Below are 21,272 nucleotides of genomic sequence, written 5' to 3'. Positions count from 1 at the left end.
GCTGACTCTATGCGAATGCGCCTTATGTTACTGGGCGGCGGAAATGCCCTTGGGCAGGCGCTGATTCGCCTCGGTGCGGAGGAAGACATCGGTTTCCTCGCCCCCCGCCCGCCCGAAGACGGCTGGGATGCCGCGAGCCTGACCCAATTGCTCGACGACACCCGTCCCGATGCACTGATCAACCTTGCCTACTATTTCGACTGGTTCCAGGCCGAGACCGTCAGCGAAAGCCGTCTGTCGGGCCAGGAACGCGCCATCGAGCGTCTGGCCGAACTGTGCCAGCACCACAACATCGTGCTGGTGCAACCTTCCAGCTACCGGGTATTCGACGGTTCCCGCGCCACCGCCTACAGCGAAAAGGACGAGCCGGTGCCGTTGGGCCTGCGCGGTCAGGCGCTGTGGCGGATCGAGCAAAGCGTACGCGCCACTTGCCCGCAGCATGTGTTGCTGCGTTTCGGCTGGTTGCTGGACGACAGCCCGGAAGGCACACTCGGGCGTTTCCTCGCTCGCGCTGAAAAGCCGGACGAATTGCTGCTGGCCGACGACCGTCGCGGCAATCCGACTCCGGTCGACGATGCGGCCCGGGTGATCATCTCGGTGCTCAAGCAACTCGATTGCGCCGCGCCGCTGTGGGGCACTTACCACTACGCCGGCCACGAGGCGACCACACCGCTGGCGCTGGGGCAGGCGATTCTCACCGAGGCCCGCAGCCTGCATCCGCTGGCGATCGAAGAGCCGACCGCCCAGGCCCACGCCGCGCGTGAGGATGCCGCTGAAGAACCGCAACACGCGGTGCTGGCCTGCAAGAAAATTCTGCACACTTTCGGGATCAAGCCGCGCGCCTGGCGTGCCGCGCTCCCGGGCTTACTGGATAGGTTTTATCGTCATGGCTGAAGGCCCTGTTTTAATCACTGGCGGCGCCGGTTTCATCGGTTCGCACCTGACGGACGCGTTGCTCGCCAACGGCCATTCGGTACGGATCCTCGATGACCTGTCGACCGGCAAACGCAGCAACCTGCCGCTGGACAATCCCAAGGTCGAGCTGATCGTCGGCGACGTTGCCGATGCCGCGCTGGTCGCCAGGGCGATGCAAGGTTGCAGCGCCGTCGCGCACCTGGCCGCCGTGGCTTCGGTGCAGGCGTCGGTGGATGATCCGGTGAAGACTCACCAGAGCAACTTCATCGGCACGCTCAACGTCTGCGAAGCCATGCGCGAGGCCGGCGTGAAGCGTGTGCTGTTCGCTTCCAGCGCAGCGGTCTACGGCAACAATGGCGAGGGCGAGTCGATCAACGAAGACACGCCGAAAGCGCCGCTGACGCCTTATGCATCGGACAAACTGGCGGGCGAACACTACTTCGATTTCTATCGTCGCCAGCACGGTCTGGAACCGGCGATCTTCCGTTTCTTCAACATTTTCGGCCCGCGTCAGGATCCGTCCTCGCCGTACTCCGGCGTGATCAGCATCTTCAGCGAACGCGCGCAGAAAGGCTTGCCAATCACTGTGTTCGGCGATGGTGAGCAGACCCGTGATTTCATGTACGTCGAAGACCTGGTCGACGTGCTGGTGCAGGCCCTGGAAAAACCTGACGTGCAAGTCGGCGCGGTGAACGTCGGCTGGAATCAGGCGACCAACCTCAAGCAGATGCTGGCCGCGCTGGAAGCAGTGGTCGGTGAGCTGCCGCCCGTCAGCTACGGCCCGGCGCGCTCCGGCGACATCCGTCATTCGCGGGCGAACAACGGGCGGTTGCTCGAGCGCTTCAAGTGCCCGACGCCAACGCCGATGAGCGTCGGCCTGGCGCGTCTGCTCGGTCGCTGAGCTTCTCGCGGGCATGAAAAAGGCGCCTTTTGACAGGCGCCTTTTTCACGGCCGGAATTCGGGTTTCAAACCTGTTTCCTGTAGCGAGGGAGCTTGCTCCCCGGTCGATTGCGTAACATCGCCGTCAGTTCTGAGTCTGCCCGCCACCAAGCCTCATTCACCACCACGTGAACGTTCTTTGATTGCTCGCTTAGAACTTGTAGCCCAGACCGACCATGTACACAAATGGATCGACGTCGACATTCACTTTTGCGCGAGTGCCCGGAGCCACGGCGTTGTTCTCGACGGTGGCGCGGGTGTCGATGTCGATGTAGCGCACCTGGGCGTTGAGCATGATGTTGTCGGTCAGCATGTAGTCGGCGCCGACCTGCCAGGCCAGGCCCCAGGAGTTTTTCGCCTTGAAGTTGCTGAAGCCGTTGGACTGGGCTTCGCTGCCGACGTGCTCGTCGTAGATCCAGGTGTAGTTGATGCCACCGCCGATGTACGGCTGGAACGCCGACTTCGCGTCCAGCGGGTAGTAGACGACGCTCAGGGTCGGCGGCAGGTGTTTCAGGGTGCCGAGCTTGCCGTTGGCGGCCGGCAGGGCTGTGCCCTTGATCTTCACGTCATGCTCGAACGGCGATGCGGCCAACAGCTCGATACCGATGTTGTTGGTCAGCATGTAGGCGAAGTTCAGACCCAGTTGGGTGTCGCTGCTCATGGTCGCCTTGCCGCCCAGGTTGGTGCCGCTCAGCGGACCCTGATCGACCTTGACGCTGGAGCTGTCGGCCTTCGGGTTGACGGTGATCGCACCGGCACGAACGATGATGTCGCCGGCTTCGTGGGCGTGGGCGAGCGGGGCTGCGAGCGCGAGGGCAAACAGCGAAGCGCTGAGCAAGGACTTGTTCATGGAAGCTCCCAAAGGACGTTAAAAATGTTTGATGTCCTATGGTACGAATCCGTCTGATACGGTCTTTTGACTCAGCTCAATGAAACAGTGATGGGCAGTTTTTTTGTGGAACCTTTGCTCGCGTAGCCGATTTGGCGGGCTATAACTGATTGCCGGATTTACTCCGGCAGCTCATAGACGTAAATCTTGTCCGCATCCATCTGATACCCGGCATCCGCCAGCTCGCTGGTAGACGGCTTGACCTGCAACGGCCCTTCGACCCAGTACGGCTGATACAGCTCGTCGAGTTTCACGCCGACTTCGCTTTTCACATGCACGATCTGGTTCGACGGCGGTGGCGGCACGTGGATGCAGGCACCGAAATACGGCACCAGCAGGAAGTCCGTGGTGCGGCCTTCCTCGCTGACTTCCAGCGGCACGATGTAGCCCGGCAGGCGGATGTTCTGCCCATCGAGGCTCTGCACCACCGGCGCGTTGGGCATGTCCTGTTTCGCCGCTGGCGCGGATTCGGCGGACAGTGCATCGCTCATCTTCGACAGGTCGTGCAGCGGTGTCATGTTCGGCACCTCGGGCGCCGCGTCCGGCGGGATCATCTCCGACCAGGTCAGGTCTTTCGGTGCCGCTGCCCACACGGGCAGGGCGACCAGCATCAGCAGCGCAAGGACAGCGCGGGGCATGGTGAACATCCTCATAAACGGATCGACAGGCCATCGGCCAATGATTGGCGATACGCGCGCCAGGCCGGCACGCTGCCCATCAGCAGCGCGGCAGCCAGAATGCCACCGAGCAGCGTCCATTCATACTCGCTTGGCCATGCCAGCGGCAGATACAAGCCGTAATTGGCCTGCACATAACCCTGTGCCGCAGCGATGCCGATGTACAGCAACGCCAGCCCGGCGATCACCCCGGTCAGTGCCAAGGCAAAGGCTTCCAGCACCAGCAGGCTCGCGATGTGCCACGGCCGTGCGCCCACCGAGCGCAGAATCGCCATCTCGCGACGACGCTCGTTGAGGCTGGTGAGAATCGCCGTGAGCATGCCGATCAACCCGGTCAGCACCACGAACAGCGAAACCACGAACAACGCTTTTTCAGCGGTGCTCATCAGGCTCCAGAGTTCCTGCAAGGCTACGCCCGGCAGGATCGCCAGCATCGGTTCGCCACGGAATTCATTGATTTCCCGTTGCAGCGCGAAGGTGGAAATCTTGCTGTTGAGGCCGAGCATGAACGCAGTGATCGCCTGCGGCGTCAGGTCCATGTTGCGCGCCTGATCGGCGCTGATCCGCCCGTTGCCACGGGCCGGCACACCGTTGTGCCAGTCGATGTGGATCGCCTCCATGCCGCCGAGGCTGATGTGCAACGTGCGGTCCACCGGGGTGCCGGTGCGCTTGAGAATGCCGACCACGGTGAACGGTTTGTCATCGTGCTTGACCAGACTGATCGCCGCCACGCCGTGGGCCAGTACCAGTTTGTCGCCGAGTTTGTAATGCAGCGCCTCGGCCACTTCGGCACCGAGCACCACCTCAAACGGATCGGTAGCGAAGGCGCGGCCGTCGGCCAGTTCCAGGTGCTGCTGACGACCGTACTGGTAATGCTCGAAATAGGCTTCGGTGGTGCCCATCACCCTGTAGCCGCGATGGGAGTCGCCGAGGGACATCGGGATCGCCCACTTCACCTTCGGGTTGCTGGCGAAGTGTTCGAAGCTGTCCCAACGGATGTTGTTGGTGGCGTTGCCGATGCGGAACACCGAATACAGCAGCAGGTTCACCGAACCGGAACGGGCGCCGACGATCAGGTCGGTGCCGCTGATGGTGCTGGCGAAACTGGCCTTGGCTTCGGTGCGCACCCGCTCCACCGCCAGCAGCAGGCAGACGGAGAGGGCGATGGCGAAAGCGGTAAGCAGGGCGGTGAAACGGCGGTTGGCGAGGCTGGCCATGGCCAGACGGAACAGATACATCTCAGACCTCGGCAGACGTGGCGGCGCGATTGAGTTCGGCCAGGGACAGGTGACGGTCGAACAGCGGCGCCAGGCTCTGGTCGTGGCTGACGAACAACAGGCTCGAACCGGCCTCACGGCACTCGGCGAACAACAGGCGAATGAAGTTTTCCCGGGCGTCGTAATCCAGCGCCGAGGTCGGCTCGTCGGCGATCACCAGTTCCGGCTGACCGATCAGTGCACGTGCAGCAGCGACCCGTTGCTGCTGACCGATCGACAGCGAATCGGCGCGGCGCCCGAGAATGCCTTCGTCCTTCAGACCCAGGTGGGCGAGCAGGGTGGCGGCGGCCTGATCGACGCTGCCGTGGCGTTGCTTTGCACGGTCTGCCCGCAGCTTCGAAAAGTGGCAGGGCAGCTCGACGTTCTCGCGCACCGAGAGAAATGGCAGCAGGTTGAACTGCTGGAAAATGTAGCCGGTGTGATCGACGCGAAAACGGTCGCGAGCGCCGGCACCCAGTTCGGTCAGTTCCTGGCCGAGCAGGCGAATGCTGCCGCGACCGGGCTTCTGCACCCCGCCGAGCAGGCCGAGCAGGGTGGTCTTGCCGCTGCCGCTGGGGCCCTTGAGGAACAGGGTTTCACCCGGTTCCAGACGAAACGCCGGGATGTCCAGCAGCGGCGGGTGACCGGGCCAGTTGAAGCCCAGGTCGGACAGTTCGATGAGTGCTTGGGTCATGGTGCCGGTTCGTGATCAGAATTTCAGGGCGGCGGATTTGGCCGTCACTTCCGTGCCTTGCTGGCCGTTCGGGCTGATCAGTTGTACCTGAATTTTCTGGGTCGCCGGGAAGGTATTGAAAATGTTTGCCAGATCCAGAGTAGTCAAGGCGCCCGGAGCTGCGCAGGTGAACTGGTAGTGAGCGTGGATTTCGCTGTGATCGTGGTGATGCGCTTCGCCGCCCTTGGCGTCTTCGTCGTGGTCATCGTCGTCGTGATCGTCGGCATCCGGCTTGTCACCGAACAGCGGGCTTTCCAGTTTCTGACTGGCGACTTTGCAACCGGCGGCGGCCGGCAGGCTGAACAGCGCCAAAGGTTTTTCCAGCTGTGCACGGGCGGCAGCGACCTTGGCCTTGTCGGCATCGCTGGTGGCGACGTGTTCGAAGCCCACGAGGTTCATCGCCGGGCTTTCCAGCTCCAGCTCCAGGGTCTGGCCGTCGAGCGCCGCGTTCAGGCGACCGACGCCATGCTCGTGGGCACCGAGGCTGCCATGTTCGTGATCATGATCGTGCTCATCGGCAGCCTGGGCGACGGCCAGCGGCAACAGGGCAAACGGCAAAGCGAGCAGCAGACGACGCATGGCGAACTCCGGGAAGTAAAGTGAAGAGTTTGTTATGTAATCTTATAACGAAAGTGCGCAGAGTTTGCCCGCCCGCTTGGCGTTACACAAGTCCCATGGGAGCATGCAGGTCAGAAAAGTGCGGGAGCGAAGTTATGTTGCGGATACGCGGAACCGTCGGTGAGATGCCGGTGGATTTGACTCTGGAACTGGATGAAAGCGACTGGGCGCGGCTCGGTTCGCAGTTTGGCGTGCAGGTGCAAACGGCCCAACCGCAAGCAGCAGCGACGGCGCCTGTGGCGAAGCCGGTCAATCAGGATGACGCGTTGTGGCAGGTCGCCAGGGATTTGCTGCGCAAGGCCGGGCAACTCAGCGGGCCGGAACTGCTGGATCAGCTTGAAGGACTGACCGGCAGCGCGGCGGCGGGCAAACGCCTGCTGGTGCGCCTGCGGCATTCGGCGGATGTGAAAGTGGCGAGCGGCGGGGACACGCCGCTCTACAGCTGGATCGAGTAAGCGCTTAGTAAAGCGCGGCAAACACCTTGCGCCGGTAAGCGGTCACCAGCGGGTGATCGTTGCCCAGCAGTTCGAACACTTGCAGCAAGGTCTTGTGCGGCAGGCCTTCACCGTAGCTGCGGTTGCGGATGAACAGCTTGAGCAAGGCGTCCAGCGCCGCTTCGTATTGCTGGCGGGCCAGTTGCTGGATCGCCAGTTGATACACCGCTTCATCGTCCTGCGGATTCTGCGCCAGACGGCTTTTCAGGTCGGCGGCATCCGGCAGGTCACGGGCCAGGCCGAGGAACTTGATCTGCGCCTTGGCACCGGCCAGTGCAGCCTTGTGTTCGTCGCTCTTGACCGCGTCGAGCACGGTTTGCGCTTCACCCAGTTCACCGCGTTCGGTCAGGCAACGGGCATACAGGATCAGCGCCTTGGCGTTGGTGTTGTCTTCGTTGAGCATCACCACCAGAGCGGCTTCGGCATCGGCGTAACGGCCTTCGTCGAACAGCGCCTGGGCTTGCTCGAACGGATCAGCCGCTGCCGGCGGTGGCATTTTTACGTGAGGTTCAAGCAGGGCGCGCACGGCAGACTCTGGCTGGGCCCCGGCAAAACCGTCCACCGGTTGACCGTCCTTGAACAGCACCACGGTCGGCAGGCTGCGGATACCGAAGCGGGCGACGATGTCCTGCTCGACGTCGCAGTCGACCTTGGCCAGCAGCAGTTCGCCCTGATAGCTCTCGGCGATGCCTTGCAGCATCGGCATCAGCGCCTTGCACGGCGCACACCATTCGGCCCAGAAATCCACCAGCACCGGTTTTTGAAAGGAAGCCTCGATCACCGACTGGTCGAAGTCGGCCGTCGTGGCGTCGAAGATGTACGGCGTTTGCTGACTCATGGGGTATCTCGTAAAAGCGTGAATGGGGCAACTATACGGTCAGGCGCGGGCCGCGTGGTAGAGGCTGACATGGCGAAACTCTTCGGGTTCGGCCAGATCCGGCAGGGTCATGGCTTCGAGCATTTCAATGCGCCGGTACAGCGGGTGACGGAAATCCCTGACCCGTGAATCCGCCACCAGCGCCTCCCGGCCGCGACTGAGAAAGGCGTCGAGCAGCGGCAGGTTTTCCCGGTCGTACAGAACATCGGCCACCAGGATCAGATCGAAGCGATCCGCCTCGGCGAAGAAGTCCGTGGAATAGCTCATCTGCACGTCATTGAGTTCGGCGTTGGCCCGGCACGCGGCAATCGCCAGCGGATCGAGGTCGCAGGCCACCACTTCCAGCGCGCCGGCCTTCACGGCAGCAATCCCGGCGATCCCGGAACCGGCGCCGAAATCCAGTACGCGCTTGCCACGGACCCACTTGGGGAATTCCGCCAGATAACGCGCGACCGCCAGACCACTGGCCCAGCAGAAACTCCAGTACGGCGGCTCGTGCAGGATCCGCCGGGTTTCGTCCGGGCTGAATTCGCGAGCCATGTTGTCGCCGTCGATCAGCCACAGTTTCAGGTCAGTGTCCGGCAGCGGGCAGGCCACCAGCCGGGCGTCGCCGAGCAGTTCGCCCAGCGCCTGCTGCAGGTCCAGCGGTGCATTCATGGCGCTTTGACAAACTGCAGCTGGCCCAGGGCCTGGGTGGTCGGCTGGCTGATGGTCTGCGACGGCAGGTGCAGGATCAACTGGCCGGATTGTGTGGCGCGACCACGCAGTTCGACCCGCGCACCGACCGGGAAGGCATCAGGATTGAAGCGCAGGCGAAATGGCAGAACCTGGTTGTTGCCGATCAGGCTGGAGCTGGCGAGCAATTGTTGCGGGCGACCTTTCTCGTCGATCACCAGCAGCGCCAGTTCGACTTCGGCGCCCGCCGGCACGCCTTGCAGGGTGCCGCTCAGTTCCCGTTGATACGCGGGCAGCGGGCCGAGGTCGGCTGCTTCCTTGGCCTTTTTCTGCGCCTGTTGCGGCGCCGGGCCCGGCGCTGGCGGCTGCGGCTTGGGCTTATCGCTGCCACAGGCCACCAGCAGGGCGAAAACACTGAGCAAAACGAGCGGTCGTAGCGACATTGGTGGCTCCGTCAAAATGAAATCCATGGATCAAACGATCATGGCAGTCTGTATACCGCAAAGCCTATGGCTTGTCTTGCCACCGGGATGCGCTACCATGGCCCTCCCTTTTTTTGTTGCCAGCCACCATGCACTGTCCCTTCTGCGGTGCCAACGACACCAAGGTCATCGACTCGCGTCTGGTCGCCGAGGGCGAACAGGTGCGCCGCCGGCGTGAATGCCTGGCCTGCGGCGAACGTTTCACGACGTTCGAGACGGCCGAACTGGTGTTGCCGCGCCTGATCAAAACCGACGGCAGCCGCCAGCCGTTCGACGAAGAAAAACTCCGCGCCGGCATGCAACGCGCCCTGGAGAAACGTCCGGTGAGCGTCGAGCGTCTCGAATCCTCGCTGGTCCATATCAAACACAAGCTGCGCGCCACCGGCGAGCGCGAGGTCAAATCCCTCGTGGTCGGCGAACTGGTGATGGCCGAGCTGCAAAAGCTCGATGAAGTCGCCTACATCCGTTTCGCTTCCGTGTACCGCCGCTTCCAGGACCTCAACGAGTTCCGCGAAGAGATCGACCGCCTCGCCCGTGAACCGGTGAAAGAATGACCACCGCCGCCGAACAGGCCATCCTCGACGCCCACTTCATGGCCCGGGCCCTGGAGCTGGCGCGCAAGGGGCATTACACGACCCATCCCAATCCACGAGTAGGCTGTGTGATCGTGCGCGACGGGCAGATTGTCGGCGAAGGCTGGCATGAACGTGCCGGCGAACCCCACGCCGAAGTCCACGCCCTGCGCGCCGCCGGTGAACTGGCCCGGGGCGCCACGGCTTACGTGACCCTCGAACCTTGCAGCCACCACGGTCGTACACCGCCGTGCGCCGATGCGTTGGTGAATGCCGGTTTGGGTCGGGTGGTCGCGGCAATGCGCGATCCGAATCCGCAAGTCGCCGGGCGCGGACTACAGCGTCTGGCCGATGCCGGCATCGCCACTGAAAGCGGTGTGCTGGAAGCCGAAGCCCGCAAGCTCAATCAAGGTTTTCTGAAACGTATGGAACACGGCTTGCCGTTCGTGCGGGTCAAATTGGCCATGAGCCTCGACGGTCGCACCGCGATGGAAAGCGGCGAGAGCCAGTGGATCACCGGCCCTGCTGCGCGTTCGGCGGTGCAGCGTCTGCGCGCCCAGGCCAGCGTGGTGCTGACCGGCGCCGACACGGTGCTGGCTGATGGCGCACGCCTGACCGTGCGCGGCGATGAGCTGGGGCTGAATGCTGAACAAACCGCGCTGGCCCTGAGCCGTCCACCGCTGCGGGTGCTGATCGACGGACGCCTGCGAGTGCCGCTGGATGCGCCGTTCTTCAAGGCCGGCCCGGCGCTGGTTGCCACCTGCGTGGCCATCGAAGAACAGTACGCCCATGGCCCGGAATGCCTGATCGTGCCGGGTGATGACGGTCAGGTCGATCTGCGCCAATTGCTGATCGAGCTGGCCAATCGTGGCGTCAACGAAGTGCTGGTCGAGGCCGGCCCGCGACTGGCCGGCGCGTTTGCCCGGCTTGGTCTGGTCGACGAGTTCGTGATCTTCATCGCCGGCAAGTTCCTCGGCTCCACGGCGCGCCCGCTGCTGGACTGGCCGCTAGCCTATATGAAGGATGCGCCGGAGCTGAAAATCACTGAAATTCGCGCGGTTGGCGATGACTGGCGAGTCACTGCAATCCCTGTCTCATCGGCGAGCGTATAATTCCCGGCCATCGTGTTAGCGCTGGCTTCGTTCTCAAGGAGAACCCCATGTTTACCGGCATCATCGAATCCATCGGCAGTATCCGCGCACTGACCCCAAAGGGTGGTGATGTGCGGGTGCATGTCGAAACCGGCAAGCTCGACCTGAGCGACGTCAAACTCGGCGACAGCATCGCGGTCAACGGCGTGTGCCTGACCGCGGTTGAATTGCCGGGCGACGGCTTTGCCGCCGACGTCAGTCGCGAAACCCTCGACTGCACCGCCATGAATGACCTGAAAAGCGGCAGCCCGGTCAACCTGGAAAAAGCCCTGACCCCGACCACCCGTCTCGGCGGGCATCTGGTCAGCGGTCACGTCGACGGTGTCGGCGAAGTGGTCTCGCGCAGCGACAATGCCCGCGCCGTGGAATTTCGCATCCGCGCGCCGAAAGAGCTGGCCAAGTACATCGCCCACAAAGGCTCGATCACCGTCGACGGCACCAGCCTGACCGTGAACGCGGTCGATGGCGCCGAATTCCTGCTGACGATCATTCCGCACACCCTGAGCGAAACCATCATGGCGTCCTACAAGCCAGGTCGCCGGGTGAACCTGGAAGTCGACTTGCTGGCGCGTTATCTGGAGCGTCTGCTTATGGGCGACAGGGCCGCTGAGCCTGACTCTTCACAAAAGCCTGGCGGTACCATCACCGAAAGCTTTCTGGCCGCCAACGGCTACCTCAAATCCTGACTGAAGGGGGTGCCTTGTGGCGCTCAATAGCATCGAAGAACTGGTTGAAGACATCCGCCAAGGCAAGATGGTCATCCTCATGGATGACGAAGATCGCGAGAACGAAGGCGACCTGATCATGGCCGCCGAATGCTGCAAGGCCGAGCACATCAACTTCATGGCCAAGCACGCCCGTGGCCTGATCTGCATGCCGATGAGCCGCGAGCGCTGCGAAACCCTGAAGCTGCCGCTGATGGCGCCGCGCAACGGTTCCGGTTTCGGCACCAAGTTCACCGTGTCGATCGAAGCGGCCGAAGGCGTGACCACCGGCATCTCCGCCGCTGACCGCGCGCGCACCGTGCAGGCGGCTGCGGCGAAAGACGCGAAAGCCGAAGACATCGTCAGCCCTGGCCACATCTTCCCGTTGATGGCCCAGGCCGGTGGCACCCTGGCCCGCGCCGGCCACACCGAAGCCGCCTGCGACCTGGCGCGCATGGCCGGTTTCGAACCGAGCGGCGTGATCTGCGAAGTGATGAACGACGACGGCACCATGTCCCGTCGCGCCGAACTGGAAGCTTTCGCGGCCGAACACAACATCAAGATCGGCACCATTGCCGACCTGATTCACTACCGGATGATCCACGAACGTACCGTTCAGCGGATTGCCGAGCAGCCGCTGGACAGCGAACTGGGCCAATTCAACCTGGTGACCTATCGTGATTCCGTGGAAGGCGACGTGCACATGGCACTGACCCTGGGCACCGTTTGCGCCGAAGAGCCGACCCTGGTTCGCGTGCACAACATGGACCCGCTGCGCGACCTGCTGATGGTCAAGCAGCCGGGCCGCTGGAGCCTGCGCGCCGCCATGGCTGCGGTCGCAGAGGCCGGCAGCGGTGTGGTGCTGTTGCTCGGTCACCCGCTCGATGGCGACGTGCTGCTGGCGCACATCCGCGAAACCGGCGATCAGGCGGCGGTGAAAAAACCGACCACCTACAGCATCGTCGGTGCCGGTTCGCAGATCCTGCGTGACCTCGGTGTGCGCAAAATGCGCCTGATGTCGGCACCGATGAAGTTCAATGCGATATCCGGTTTCGATCTGGAAGTTGTAGAATACGTGCCCTCCGAATAATGACCGGTTGTTTCCGGACCCGAATTCGCGGCAAATAAATCACTGAGGGACGCGAAACAGACGCGTCCCGGCTCTTTAAGAGATCTGACGAATGACCCTGAAGACCATCGAAGGTACCTTCATCGCCCCTAAAGGCCGCTACGCTCTGGTAGTGGGCCGTTTCAACAGCTTCGTGGTTGAAAGCCTGGTCAGCGGTGCAGTTGATGCCCTGGTTCGCCACGGCGTGAGCGAAAGCGACATCACCATCATCCGCGCACCTGGCGCCTTCGAAATCCCGCTGGTTGCGCAAAAAGTCGCCCAGAAAGGCGAGTTCGCAGCAATCATCGCCCTGGGCGCGGTCATTCGTGGCGGCACTCCGCACTTCGAATACGTGGCGGGCGAATGCACCAAGGGCCTGGCCCAGGTGTCCATGGAGTTCGGCGTACCGGTCGCTTTCGGCGTCCTGACCGTTGATTCCATCGAGCAAGCCATCGAACGTTCCGGCACCAAGGCCGGCAACAAAGGTGCTGAAGCTGCCCTGTCCGCTCTGGAAATGGTCAGCCTGCTGGCGCAGTTGGAGGCCAAGTGATTAGCGACGATAGCGATCGTTTCAACCCGCGCGATCCGAAACCTGCGGATGCCGGCAAGCCATCGAAAAGCGCCAAGCGCCGCGAAGCCCGTCAGCTCGCGACTCAGGCCCTGTATCAATGGCACATGGCCAAGGCTTCGCTGAACGAGATCGAAGCGCAGTTCCGGGTCGATAACGATTTCACCGATGTCGACGGCGCGTATTTCCGCGAAATCCTCCACGGGGTTCCGGCCAACCGCACCGAAATCGACACCGCGCTCAAGCCTTGCCTGGACCTGGCGATCGAAGAGCTGGATCCGGTTGAACTGGCGGTTCTGCGCCTGTCCACCTGGGAACTGCTCAAGCGCGTCGACGTGCCGTACCGCGTTGTGATCAACGAAGGTATCGAACTGGCCAAGGTCTTCGGTTCCACCGACGGCCACAAGTTCGTCAACGGCGTGCTCGACAAGCTGGCACCACGCCTGCGTGAAGCTGAAGTGAAGGCGTTCAAGCGCTAAAACGCGCTTGATACCTCATGGGCGAGTTTGAGCTGATCCGCAATTTCTTCGCCGCCGCGCCTTGTGCGCAGGGCGGCGAGGGCGTTGCACTGGGGATCGGCGACGACTGCGCCTTGCTGGCGGTTCCTTCCGGGGAACAGCTGGCGATCTCCACCGATACGCTGGTGGCCGGCGTGCATTTCGCCGATCCCTGCGATCCGTTTCTGCTCGGTCAGCGCTCGCTGGCCGTGGCGGTCAGCGACCTCGCTGCCATGGGCGCCACGCCCGTCGCCTTTACCCTTGCCCTGACCTTGCCGACGGTGACTGCCGATTGGCTGCAAGCCTATGCCCGCGGTTTGAACCGTATGGCGCAGGGCTGCGGCGTGGCGCTGGTCGGCGGTGACACGACGCGCGGGCCGTTGAGCCTCACCGTCACCGTATTCGGTCGTGTTCCGGCCGGAAAGGCCCTGACCCGCAGCGGCGCGCAGCGCGGCGACTTGCTGTGTGTCGGCGGTGAGCTGGGCAATGCCGCCGGGGCCTTGCCGCTGGTGCTGGGGCAGCGTGACGCCGAGCCTCACATCGCCCAGCCGCTGCTCGATCACTACTGGTCGCCGCAACCGCAACTCGCCCTCGGTCAGGCCCTGCGTGGCAAGGCCACCTCGGCGCTGGATATCTCCGATGGCCTGCTCGCCGATTGCGGCCACATCGCACTGGCCTCGAAGGTTCGCCTCGAAGTCGAACGCGAGCGCGTGCCGCTGTCGGACGCGCTGGTGGCGTTTCTTGGTCAGCGCGGCGCCGAACGTGCGGCGTTGAGCGGTGGCGATGATTACGTGCTGGCCTTTACCTTGCCGTCCGTCGAATTGCCGGCGCTGCTGGCCGATGGCTGGCCGATCCACGTGATCGGGCGTGTGGCAGAGGGGCAGGGCGTGGTGCTGCTGGACCGCGAAGGGCATGACATCACCCCGCAAATCCGGGGTTATCAACATTTTCAGGAGTCACCGTGACAGATCACCCGAAACAGGTTCCCGGCGAATTCGTTCCGCCGTCGGTCTGGCGCAATCCCTGGCATTTCATTGCATTCGGCTTCGGTTCCGGCACCTTGCCGAAAGCGCCGGGCACGTGGGGCTCGTTAGTTGCGCTACCCTTTATTCCGTTGTGGCAGATGTTGCCCGACTGGGGCTACTGGCTGATGCTCGGGATCACCATGCTGTTCGGCTTCTGGCTGTGCGGCAAGGTGGCCGACGATCTGCGGGTACACGACCACGAGGGCATCGTCTGGGACGAGATGGTCGGGATGTGGATCACCCTGTGGCTGGTGCCGGAAGGCTGGTACTGGTTGCTCGCCGGGTTCCTGATGTTCCGCTTCTTCGACATCCTCAAGCCGTGGCCGATCCGCTGGATCGACCGGCATGTGCATGGTGGCGTCGGCATCATGCTCGACGACGTGCTGGCGGGCGTGTTCGCCTGGCTGGCGATGCAGGGTCTGGTGTGGATTTTCGCCTGATTTCAAGGCGTGGATGAGGGACACAGGGATGGCTCGACGCGGGTTGGCGATACTGATTTTTATCCTGCTGGGTGCTGTTGCCCATGCACAGGATGCGCCGCCGTCGGTCATTCACCTGGCCAGCGAAGACTGGGAAGATTACACCGCCGCCGATGGCCACGGCCTGGGCTGGGATGTCCTGCGCAAGGTGTTCGAACCCGCCGGCGTGACTCTGGATATCCGCACCGTGCCGTACACCCGTTCGGTGGGGCTGGTGCAGTTGAAGGAGGTCGACGCACTGGTCGGCTCCTATCGCGGGGAGGCCGAGCAGGTTCTGTATCCCAAATGGAACTTCGATTCCGATCACATCTACGCACTGGGCCTGGCCAGCAACCCGGCACCGACCGAGGCCACTCTCGGCAAATACCGGCTGGCCTGGGTGCGGGGTTATCGATACGAGACCTACCTGCCGAACATCAAGCGCTACAACCAGATCGAACGCCGCACCGGGATTCTGTCGATGCTCAAGCAGGGGCGGGCGGATTACTACATCGACGCGCTGACGGAAATCGAAGCGGTTGTGAGAAATGCGTCCGACCCCTCGCAATACCGTTATTCGCATCTGGCGGAGTTGCCGCTGTACCTCGGCTTCGCCGACACCCCTCAGGCCCGTGCACTGATGTCGATCTACGACCAGCGCATGGATCAACTGGTGAAAAGCGGCGAATTGAAGCCCATCTTCGAACGCTGGAAACAGCCGTATCCGTTCGACTCAAGGCAATGAAGGCAGGCCTGTCATCAAACTTTTTGATCGTTATGGCCGATAATTCAGCCTAAGCGTCTGCCAGAACCTGCTGTTACAATGCCGCCCAGCGAATCTCGGACTTTTTAGATCAGGAGCACACCGGTGCCTGTCGTTTTTGTCGCCGCTTCCAAGCTGCCAACGCCTTTTGCGCAATTCACCATGCACGGTTTTCTCGATGAAGCCACCGGCCGCGAGCACGTCGTGCTGAGCCTGGGTGAGATTGCCGACGGTGCCCCGGTACTCGGCCGGTTGCACTCCGAATGCCTGACCGGCGATGCCTTGTTCAGCCAGCGTTGCGACTGCGGCTCGCAACTGGAAGCTGCGTTGAAGGCGATCGCCCGCGAAGGTCGTGGCGTGTTGCTGTATCTGCGTCAGGAAGGTCGTGGCATTGGCCTGCTGAACAAGATCCGCGCCTACGAATTGCAGGACGGCGGTGCCGATACCGTTGAAGCCAACGAGCGTCTGGGCTTTGCCGCTGACCAGCGTGACTACGCGATGTGCCTGCCGATGCTGGAGCATCTGGGCGTGAAATCCCTGCGCCTGATGACCAACAACCCGCGCAAGGTCAAAGCCCTGACCGACATGAACATTGTCGTCGCCGAGCGCGTGCCGCTGCACACCGGCCACAACCCGCACAACAAACTCTACCTGGCGACCAAGGCCAGCAAGCTCGACCACATGATGGGCAACGAACATCAGGGCGAGGTAGACCGGGCGTGACCCGCGGTCAGGTGCGCCGCCGCCTGTCGGTCGCCTGGTGGAAATACCTGGCGCTGGCACTGGTGCCGCTGTTCGTGCTCAACGCGGTGTTCGGCGAAAGCGAAGCGATCATGCCGGTGCTGGCGATGCCGTTGTTCATTGCCGGTGTGGCCTCGATGTTTGTCAGCCTGAAGTTTTTCGGGCGCTATAAGCATGCGCTGATCGCCACGCAAAAAGCCCTCGATACCCCTGAAGAACCCGCTGCGTGGATTGCCCTCGCGGCGCGTCGTCGCACGGCGTTTCTGGCGGCGGGATTACCGGCGTGGATTGGCGCACTGGCGGTGTTCGTCGGCCTCGAAGCGGTGCCGTTGATGCTGCTGGCGTTGTCCACGGCGGTGCTGTTCTACCTCTACCGTATCCCGCGTCAACTCGGTTGATGCGTCGTCTCTGGCTGGCGGTTCTGCTGCTGGCCGTCAGCAGCGAAACCCTGGCCGCCCTGCGGGTGGTCAGTCTCGCGCCATCCCTGTCTGAAATCGTTGTGGAGCTGAATTCGGCCGACCTGCTGGTGGGCGTGCTGGATGCCGGTGACCGGCCGTCCGCGATCAAGGATGTGCCTTCGGTGGGCCGTTACGGCCAGCTCGACATGGAGCGGCTGCTCAGTCTCAAACCTGACCTGTTGCTGCTGTGGCCCGGCAGTGTCGGCCCGGCCCAGCGCGATCAGCTCAAGCGCCTGAACATCCCGACCTTCGTTGCCGAACCCCACAGTTTCGAGCAGTTGGCCACGCAGATCGAAGCCATCGCGACACAGCTCGGTCGTCCTGAGCGCGGGGTTGAGCGGGCGGCCGAGCTGCGACTGAAACTCGATGAGCTGCGCCAACGCTATCGACGGGAAGCGCCGCTGCGGGTGTTCTATCAAGTCTGGGACAAGCCGCTGTACACCATCGGCGGCGGGCAGATCATCAGCGATGCGCTTGAAGTGTGCGGCGCACGGAACGTGTTCGCTGACCTGACGCTGCCGGCACCGCAGGTGAGCATCGAAGCGGTTTTACAGCGTGATCCCGAGGTGATTCTGGCCGGCGATCAGCCACAACTGAATGCGTGGAATGCCTGGCCGCAAGTGGCGGCGGTGAAGCATCGGCAATTGCTGCTGGTCACCGACAAAGGTCTGGAGCGTCCAAGCGGGCAGATGATCGAGGCGACGGCCAAGCTCTGCCAACTGATTGCACCAGATCGCTGACCGCTAGAGCTGCGGCGTCCAGGTCACCCCGAACATGAACGCCCGACCTTCTTCACGATAGCCATACTGACTGCCGTCATGGCTGTACAGCGCCCGGCTGTAACCCTTGTCCAGCAGGTTATCGACCTTGAAATCCAGTTTGATTTCACGGTCCAGCGCCCAGCTGCTGCGCAGTCCCAGCAACGCATAACCACCTAATGGCTGCTGATTTTTCAGGTCGTCATAACTGCTGCTGACGGCCTGCCAAGTAGCGCCGAGGCCGAGGCGATCGAACTGCCGATCCAGATCCCAGCTCACGGTGCGACGTGCTCGCCGCGCCAGGGTGTGGCCGGTGTCGCGGTCGCGGGGATCGATGATTGCCACGCCTAAATTGCTCTGCCAGCCGAACAACTCCTGTTTCAGCGCTGCTTCGAAGCCGTTGATCCGCGCCGAGGCGACGTTTTCCGGGCGTGAGTTGCTGCCGAAGATGATCGCGTCTTCCAGATCGGTCCGATACAGCGACGCCTCGAGTCGGCTGCTGTCGCTCAACTGGCTGCGCCATTGCAGCTCGTAGCTTTTCGAGGTTTCCGGTTTCAGGTTCGGGTTGCTGAAGTCCGGGTAGTACAGGTCATTGAAGGTCGGTGCACGGAAGCCTTCGCTGTAGCTGAGCAACAGATCGTTGTCCGGGTTGACCGGCAACGTCAGCGTGCCGCTCCAGCTGTTCTGGCCGCCGAACTGCTGGTTGTCGTCTCGGCGCAGGCCCAGCTCGGTGGAAAAACTGTCGGCCTGGAAGCGATGCTGGATGAACACGGCGCGGTTCCAGCGGCTGTCCTCGTCGAAGGCGGTGCTGCTGTTGACCCGGTCTTCGTACCAGTCGCCGCCGAGGATCAGGCTGTTGCGTGCATCGAGGGTCAGGTCGTTCTGCCAGGTCACCGAGTCGCGGTAGGTGTTGAACACCGAGCGTTCGTCACTGAGCTTGTCGAGGGACTTGTCGCGGTTTTCGCTGTGGCCGAGTTCCAGGCGCGATTTCCAGCGCTCATTGATCCGCGCATCGATGTAGCTGCTGAAGCTGCTGACAGCGAAATCGCCGTAGGGCTGTTGCTGGACGGAGTCGAAGGTCACCGGGTCAAAGCGCCCGAACGGGTTGTCGAACTCGCTTTTGCCACGGTTATCCAGCAGGTTGGCGCCGACTTCGATGTCATCGGTCAGCGCATGGCTGAGGCTCAGGCTGATGGATTTGTTGCGGTAGGCATCGTGATCGCTGTCGCTGGGATAGGACTCACGGGTGCGGTCGATCCCGGCGGTTTCATCGAGGCTGGCACCGAGGTTGAAGCGGGTTTTCTCATCGCCACCGGACAGGCCGACACTGCGCTCCCAAGTCTGGTTGCTGCCGAAGCCGACATGCATCCGCGGCTGCAGGCCTTGCTCAGCACCGCGCCGGGTGAAGATCTGAATCACCCCGCCAATCGCATCGCTGCCGTAAATCACCGAACGCGAACCGCGCAGCACTTCGACGCGTTCGATCTGCTCGATGTTGAGGTGCTGCAGGTTGCTGTCACCGGACGTCGAGTTGCCGATGCGCTGGCCATCGACCAGCACCAGGCTCTGCGCCGATTGCGTGCCGCGAATATAAATCCCCGGCAGGCTGCCGCGCCCGCCGGTTTGCGCCACTTGCACGCCGGGCACCCGTTGCAGCAGGTCGGTGACGCTGCGCGGTTGCAGGCGCTCGATGTCTTCGCGGGTGAATACGGTGTTGGCAGCGCTGCTGTCGTTGCGGGCTTCCACCTGACGGTTGGCGCTGATCAGCACGTCCGGCAGCTTCAGGGCCTGATCGCGCTCGAAGGTATCGGCGAGGATGTTGGCGGTTGGCAGCAGAAGGAGGGGCAGGGCGAGACGCGAGAGGTTCATCGGTATTCCGTAGGTCTTTCAGGTATACACAAATCAAATGTGGGAGCGGGCTTGCTCGCGAAGACGGTGTGTCAGTCAACTCATTATCGACTGATCCGATGCCTTCGCGAGCAAGCCCGCTCCCACATGGGCATTGCGTTTTACTTGTTGAGCAGCTCCAGGCGCTCTCGCACCGCCGCTTCGATCCCGGCCTCGTCCAGCCCGCACTCGGCCAGCATCTGCGCCGGTTTGGCGTGCTCGACGTAAATGTCCGGCAAGCCCAGGTGCAGCACCGACTTGAGGATGTTCTCGCGGGCGAGGAATTCGCTGACCGCGCCACCGGCGCCGCCCATGATCGCGTTCTCTTCGATGGTCACCAGCAGGTCGTGGCTGTTGGCGATTTCGCGTACCAGCGCTTCGTCCATCGGTTTGACGAAGCGCATGTCGACCACGGTGGCGTCCAGGGTTTCGGCGACTTTCAGGGCTTCGGCCATTTGCACGCCGAACACCAGCAGGGCGACCTTGCTGCCCTGACGACGCACCACACCCTTGCCGATCTCGATCGGTTCGAGGTCTTTCTCGATGGTCGCGTTCGGGCCGGTGCCGCGTGGATAACGCACCGCCGCCGGGCCGTTGTACAGGTGGCCCGTGGTGAGCATCTTGCGCAGTTCGTTTTCATCGCTCGGGGTCATGATGACCATGCCCGGGATGCAACGCAGGAACGACAGGTCGAAGCTGCCGGCGTGGGTCGGGCCGTCTTCGCCCACCAGGCCGGCACGGTCGATGGCGAACAGCACATCGAGGTTCTGTACCGCGACGTCATGCACCAGCTGGTCGTAACCGCGTTGCAGGAACGTCGAGTAGATCGCCACCACCGGTTTGGCGCCTTCGCAGGCCATGCCGGCCGCGAGGGTCACGGCGTGCTGCTCGGCAATCGCCACGTCGAAGTAGCGCAGCGGGAAGCGTTCGCTGAACGCCACCAGGTCCGAGCCTTCCTTCATCGCCGGGGTGATGCCCACCAGGCGCGGGTCGGCAGCGGCCATGTCGCACAGCCACTCACCGAACACGCCGGAGTACTTCGGCCCGCCGGCCTTTTTCGGCGCAGCGGCCGGGGCGTCCAGCGGTTCGAGTTTGGTGATGGCGTGGTAACCGATCGGATCGACTTCCGCCGGGGCGAAGCCTTTGCCTTTCTTGGTGACGATGTGCAGGAACTGCGGGCCTTTCAGATCGCGCATGTTGCGCAGGGTGGCGATCAGGGTCGGCAGGTCGTGGCCGTCGATCGGGCCGATGTAGTTCCAGCCCAGCTCTTCGAACAGGGTGCCGGGAACCAGCATGCCTTTGGCGTATTCTTCGGTGCGACGGGCGATTTCCCAGGCGCCGGGCAGGCGCGACAGCACTTTCTTGCTGCCTTCGCGCATGCTCGCGTAAGTGCGGCTGGAAAGGATCTTCGCCAGATAGTTCGACAGACCGCCGACGTTGCGCGAGATCGACATGTCGTTGTCGTTGAGGATCACCAGCATGTTGGCGTTCACTTCCGGCGCGTGGTTCAGCGCCTCGAAGGCCATGCCGGCGGTCAATGCGCCGTCGCCGATCACGGCAATCGCCTTGCGATCACTGTTCTGCAGGCGGGCAGCGATGGCCATGCCCAGCGCGGCACTGATCGAGGTGCTGGAGTGGCCAACGCCAAAGGTGTCGTACTCGCTCTCGGAGCGACGCGGGAAGGCAGCGATGCCGTCCTTCTGGCGCAGGGTTTCCATGCGCTCGCGACGACCGGTGAGGATCTTGTGCGGATAAGCCTGATGACCCACGTCCCACACCAGCCGGTCGTCCGGGGTGTCGAAGACGTAATGCAACGCGATGGTCAGCTCGATGACACCCAGGCCGGCACCGAAATGCCCACCGGTCTGGCCGACCGTGTAGAGCAATTCCAGGCGCAACTCATCAGCCAGGGTTTCCAGCTCGGCTTCGCCTAACCGGCGCAGGCCGTCCGGCGTGTTCGCGCGGTCGAGCAGGGGCGTGGTCGGGCGCTTGCGGGGAATCTCATGGAACGTCGTGGGCATCAGGC

The 21,272-nt window shown here is 62.9% G+C and carries 25 protein-coding genes; 15 read left to right on the top strand and 10 right to left on the bottom strand.

Going from position 1 to position 21,272, the window contains the following annotated elements; genetic code table 11:
• Positions 1-9: 9 nt before the first annotated feature.
• Together AC07NR_RS27010 and AC07NR_RS27005 are read left to right on the top strand one after the other, a co-directional pair.
• Positions 10-894 carry a sugar nucleotide-binding protein gene (locus AC07NR_RS27010; protein ID WP_085712332.1) on the top strand — a complete coding sequence of 295 codons (885 nt, stop codon included), beginning with the start codon at positions 10-12 and terminating at the stop codon, positions 892-894.
• Positions 887-1,816 carry an NAD-dependent epimerase/dehydratase family protein gene (locus AC07NR_RS27005; RefSeq protein WP_495079848.1) on the top strand — a complete coding sequence of 310 codons (930 nt, stop codon included), beginning with the start codon at positions 887-889 and terminating at the stop codon, positions 1,814-1,816. The genes AC07NR_RS27010 and AC07NR_RS27005 overlap by 8 nt, the downstream gene beginning before the upstream one ends.
• A 190-nt stretch (positions 1,817-2,006) precedes the next feature.
• On the opposite strand, the gene AC07NR_RS27000 is transcribed toward AC07NR_RS27005, so the two are convergent.
• From AC07NR_RS27000 to AC07NR_RS26980, 5 genes are all read right to left on the bottom strand, one after another.
• Positions 2,007-2,705 (bottom strand): OmpW/AlkL family protein, encoded by a 699-nt coding sequence (locus AC07NR_RS27000; protein WP_085712330.1) that lies wholly within the window; start codon positions 2,703-2,705, stop codon positions 2,007-2,009.
• A 158-nt stretch (positions 2,706-2,863) separates the two neighbouring features.
• Positions 2,864-3,382: a DUF3299 domain-containing protein gene (locus tag AC07NR_RS26995; RefSeq protein ID WP_085712361.1), complete on the bottom strand. Its 519-nt coding sequence runs from the start codon at positions 3,380-3,382 to the stop codon at positions 2,864-2,866.
• A gap of 11 nt (positions 3,383-3,393) precedes the next feature.
• Positions 3,394-4,659 (bottom strand): ABC transporter permease, encoded by a 1,266-nt coding sequence (locus AC07NR_RS26990; RefSeq protein WP_064599744.1) that lies wholly within the window; start codon positions 4,657-4,659, stop codon positions 3,394-3,396.
• A 1-nt stretch (position 4,660) separates the two neighbouring features.
• Positions 4,661-5,371, bottom strand: a complete 711-nt coding sequence (locus AC07NR_RS26985; RefSeq protein WP_085712329.1) for an ABC transporter ATP-binding protein — start codon at positions 5,369-5,371, stop codon at positions 4,661-4,663.
• Positions 5,372-5,386: 15 nt separating this feature from the next.
• A complete protein-coding gene (locus AC07NR_RS26980; RefSeq protein ID WP_495079847.1) occupies positions 5,387-5,989 on the bottom strand; it encodes a DUF2796 domain-containing protein in 603 nt (200 codons plus the stop codon).
• Positions 5,990-6,123: 134 nt separating this feature from the next.
• Here AC07NR_RS26980 and AC07NR_RS26975 point away from each other — a divergent pair, with 134 nt between their 5' ends.
• The gene (locus AC07NR_RS26975) at positions 6,124-6,483 is read left to right on the top strand and encodes a hypothetical protein (protein ID WP_495079846.1); all 360 of its coding nucleotides are present in this window, start codon (positions 6,124-6,126) and stop codon (positions 6,481-6,483) included.
• 4 nt (positions 6,484-6,487) lie between these two features.
• On the opposite strand, the gene trxA is transcribed toward AC07NR_RS26975, so the two are convergent.
• Genes trxA through AC07NR_RS26960 form a run of 3 tightly spaced genes read right to left on the bottom strand, consistent with a single transcriptional unit; the run spans position 6,488 to position 8,517 of the window.
• Complete coding sequence (trxA, locus tag AC07NR_RS26970; protein ID WP_102620873.1) at positions 6,488-7,360, bottom strand: thioredoxin; 873 nt, start codon at positions 7,358-7,360, stop codon at positions 6,488-6,490.
• A 39-nt stretch (positions 7,361-7,399) separates the two neighbouring features.
• Positions 7,400-8,056 carry a class I SAM-dependent methyltransferase gene (locus AC07NR_RS26965; RefSeq protein ID WP_495079845.1) on the bottom strand — a complete coding sequence of 219 codons (657 nt, stop codon included), beginning with the start codon at positions 8,054-8,056 and terminating at the stop codon, positions 7,400-7,402.
• Positions 8,053-8,517, bottom strand: coding sequence for a hypothetical protein (locus AC07NR_RS26960; protein WP_085712324.1), 465 nt, complete (start codon positions 8,515-8,517; stop codon positions 8,053-8,055). The genes AC07NR_RS26965 and AC07NR_RS26960 overlap by 4 nt, the downstream gene beginning before the upstream one ends.
• Before the next feature lie 128 nt (positions 8,518-8,645).
• On the opposite strand from AC07NR_RS26960, the gene nrdR reads away from it, so the two are divergent.
• The 12 genes from nrdR to AC07NR_RS26900 all read left to right on the top strand — a co-directional run bounded on the left by nrdR (position 8,646) and on the right by AC07NR_RS26900 (position 17,341).
• On the top strand, positions 8,646-9,110 hold the full coding sequence (nrdR, locus tag AC07NR_RS26955) for a transcriptional regulator NrdR (RefSeq protein ID WP_003228656.1): 465 nt from the start codon (positions 8,646-8,648) through the stop codon (positions 9,108-9,110).
• Complete coding sequence (gene ribD / locus AC07NR_RS26950) at positions 9,107-10,240, top strand: bifunctional diaminohydroxyphosphoribosylaminopyrimidine deaminase/5-amino-6-(5-phosphoribosylamino)uracil reductase RibD (protein ID WP_495079844.1); 1,134 nt, start codon at positions 9,107-9,109, stop codon at positions 10,238-10,240. Before nrdR ends, ribD begins: the two co-directional genes overlap by 4 nt.
• 47 nt (positions 10,241-10,287) lie before the next feature.
• Positions 10,288-10,965, top strand: a complete 678-nt coding sequence (locus tag AC07NR_RS26945) for a riboflavin synthase (RefSeq protein WP_495079843.1) — start codon at positions 10,288-10,290, stop codon at positions 10,963-10,965.
• Between the two features lie 16 nt (positions 10,966-10,981).
• Positions 10,982-12,073, top strand: a complete 1,092-nt coding sequence (gene ribBA / locus AC07NR_RS26940) for a bifunctional 3,4-dihydroxy-2-butanone-4-phosphate synthase/GTP cyclohydrolase II (RefSeq protein WP_065259547.1) — start codon at positions 10,982-10,984, stop codon at positions 12,071-12,073.
• Between the two features lie 91 nt (positions 12,074-12,164).
• Positions 12,165-12,641, top strand: a complete 477-nt coding sequence (ribH, locus tag AC07NR_RS26935) for a 6,7-dimethyl-8-ribityllumazine synthase (protein WP_003228649.1) — start codon at positions 12,165-12,167, stop codon at positions 12,639-12,641.
• Complete coding sequence (nusB, locus tag AC07NR_RS26930; protein ID WP_085712321.1) at positions 12,638-13,138, top strand: transcription antitermination factor NusB; 501 nt, start codon at positions 12,638-12,640, stop codon at positions 13,136-13,138. The genes ribH and nusB overlap by 4 nt, the downstream gene beginning before the upstream one ends.
• A gap of 17 nt (positions 13,139-13,155) precedes the next feature.
• Positions 13,156-14,121, top strand: a complete 966-nt coding sequence (gene thiL, locus AC07NR_RS26925; RefSeq protein WP_423204394.1) for a thiamine-phosphate kinase — start codon at positions 13,156-13,158, stop codon at positions 14,119-14,121.
• Positions 14,118-14,621 (top strand): phosphatidylglycerophosphatase A family protein, encoded by a 504-nt coding sequence (locus tag AC07NR_RS26920; protein WP_065259550.1) that lies wholly within the window; start codon positions 14,118-14,120, stop codon positions 14,619-14,621. Before thiL ends, AC07NR_RS26920 begins: the two co-directional genes overlap by 4 nt.
• Before the next feature lie 28 nt (positions 14,622-14,649).
• Positions 14,650-15,384 (top strand): substrate-binding periplasmic protein, encoded by a 735-nt coding sequence (locus AC07NR_RS26915; RefSeq protein WP_495079842.1) that lies wholly within the window; start codon positions 14,650-14,652, stop codon positions 15,382-15,384.
• A gap of 123 nt (positions 15,385-15,507) precedes the next feature.
• Positions 15,508-16,125, top strand: coding sequence for a GTP cyclohydrolase II (gene ribA, locus AC07NR_RS26910; protein ID WP_065259552.1), 618 nt, complete (start codon positions 15,508-15,510; stop codon positions 16,123-16,125).
• Entirely contained in the window at positions 16,122-16,541 is a 420-nt protein-coding gene (locus AC07NR_RS26905) for an MFS transporter (protein WP_065259553.1), read from the top strand. Before ribA ends, AC07NR_RS26905 begins: the two co-directional genes overlap by 4 nt.
• Positions 16,541-17,341, top strand: coding sequence for a cobalamin-binding protein (locus AC07NR_RS26900; protein ID WP_495079841.1), 801 nt, complete (start codon positions 16,541-16,543; stop codon positions 17,339-17,341). Before AC07NR_RS26905 ends, AC07NR_RS26900 begins: the two co-directional genes overlap by 1 nt.
• Positions 17,342-17,344: 3 nt before the next feature.
• Here AC07NR_RS26900 and AC07NR_RS26895 read toward each other — a convergent pair whose 3' ends face one another.
• Positions 17,345-19,228: a TonB-dependent receptor domain-containing protein gene (locus AC07NR_RS26895; RefSeq protein WP_495079840.1), complete on the bottom strand. Its 1,884-nt coding sequence runs from the start codon at positions 19,226-19,228 to the stop codon at positions 17,345-17,347.
• Positions 19,229-19,368: 140 nt separating this feature from the next.
• Complete coding sequence (gene dxs / locus AC07NR_RS26890) at positions 19,369-21,267, bottom strand: 1-deoxy-D-xylulose-5-phosphate synthase (RefSeq protein ID WP_495079839.1); 1,899 nt, start codon at positions 21,265-21,267, stop codon at positions 19,369-19,371.
• Positions 21,268-21,272 lie beyond the last annotated feature (5 nt).

The organism is Pseudomonas sp. GW821-FHT09C09, assembly GCF_059418105.1.
The sequence above is the reverse complement of the archived record's forward strand: the minus strand, read 5'-3'. Positions and strand labels throughout refer to the sequence as shown.

Bases quoted from the DNA above. Each gene is read 5' to 3' on its own strand.
- AC07NR_RS27010 (WP_085712332.1), top strand. From the start codon at position 10: ATGCGAATGCGCCTTATGTTACTGGGCGGCGGAAATGCCCTTGGGCAG.
- AC07NR_RS27005 (WP_495079848.1), top strand. From the start codon at position 887: ATGGCTGAAGGCCCTGTTTTAATCACTGGCGGCGCCGGTTTCATCGGT.
- AC07NR_RS27000 (WP_085712330.1), bottom strand. From the start codon at position 2,705: ATGAACAAGTCCTTGCTCAGCGCTTCGCTGTTTGCCCTCGCGCTCGCA.
- AC07NR_RS26995 (WP_085712361.1), bottom strand. From the start codon at position 3,382: ATGCCCCGCGCTGTCCTTGCGCTGCTGATGCTGGTCGCCCTGCCCGTG.
- AC07NR_RS26990 (WP_064599744.1), bottom strand. From the start codon at position 4,659: ATGTATCTGTTCCGTCTGGCCATGGCCAGCCTCGCCAACCGCCGTTTC.
- AC07NR_RS26985 (WP_085712329.1), bottom strand. From the start codon at position 5,371: ATGACCCAAGCACTCATCGAACTGTCCGACCTGGGCTTCAACTGGCCC.
- AC07NR_RS26980 (WP_495079847.1), bottom strand. From the start codon at position 5,989: ATGCGTCGTCTGCTGCTCGCTTTGCCGTTTGCCCTGTTGCCGCTGGCC.
- AC07NR_RS26975 (WP_495079846.1), top strand. From the start codon at position 6,124: ATGTTGCGGATACGCGGAACCGTCGGTGAGATGCCGGTGGATTTGACT.
- trxA (WP_102620873.1), bottom strand. From the start codon at position 7,360: ATGAGTCAGCAAACGCCGTACATCTTCGACGCCACGACGGCCGACTTC.
- AC07NR_RS26965 (WP_495079845.1), bottom strand. From the start codon at position 8,056: ATGAATGCACCGCTGGACCTGCAGCAGGCGCTGGGCGAACTGCTCGGC.
- AC07NR_RS26960 (WP_085712324.1), bottom strand. From the start codon at position 8,517: ATGTCGCTACGACCGCTCGTTTTGCTCAGTGTTTTCGCCCTGCTGGTG.
- nrdR (WP_003228656.1), top strand. From the start codon at position 8,646: ATGCACTGTCCCTTCTGCGGTGCCAACGACACCAAGGTCATCGACTCG.
- ribD (WP_495079844.1), top strand. From the start codon at position 9,107: ATGACCACCGCCGCCGAACAGGCCATCCTCGACGCCCACTTCATGGCC.
- AC07NR_RS26945 (WP_495079843.1), top strand. From the start codon at position 10,288: ATGTTTACCGGCATCATCGAATCCATCGGCAGTATCCGCGCACTGACC.
- ribH (WP_003228649.1), top strand. From the start codon at position 12,165: ATGACCCTGAAGACCATCGAAGGTACCTTCATCGCCCCTAAAGGCCGC.
- thiL (WP_423204394.1), top strand. From the start codon at position 13,156: ATGGGCGAGTTTGAGCTGATCCGCAATTTCTTCGCCGCCGCGCCTTGT.
- AC07NR_RS26915 (WP_495079842.1), top strand. From the start codon at position 14,650: ATGGCTCGACGCGGGTTGGCGATACTGATTTTTATCCTGCTGGGTGCT.
- AC07NR_RS26900 (WP_495079841.1), top strand. From the start codon at position 16,541: ATGCGTCGTCTCTGGCTGGCGGTTCTGCTGCTGGCCGTCAGCAGCGAA.
- AC07NR_RS26895 (WP_495079840.1), bottom strand. From the start codon at position 19,228: ATGAACCTCTCGCGTCTCGCCCTGCCCCTCCTTCTGCTGCCAACCGCC.
- dxs (WP_495079839.1), bottom strand. From the start codon at position 21,267: ATGCCCACGACGTTCCATGAGATTCCCCGCAAGCGCCCGACCACGCCC.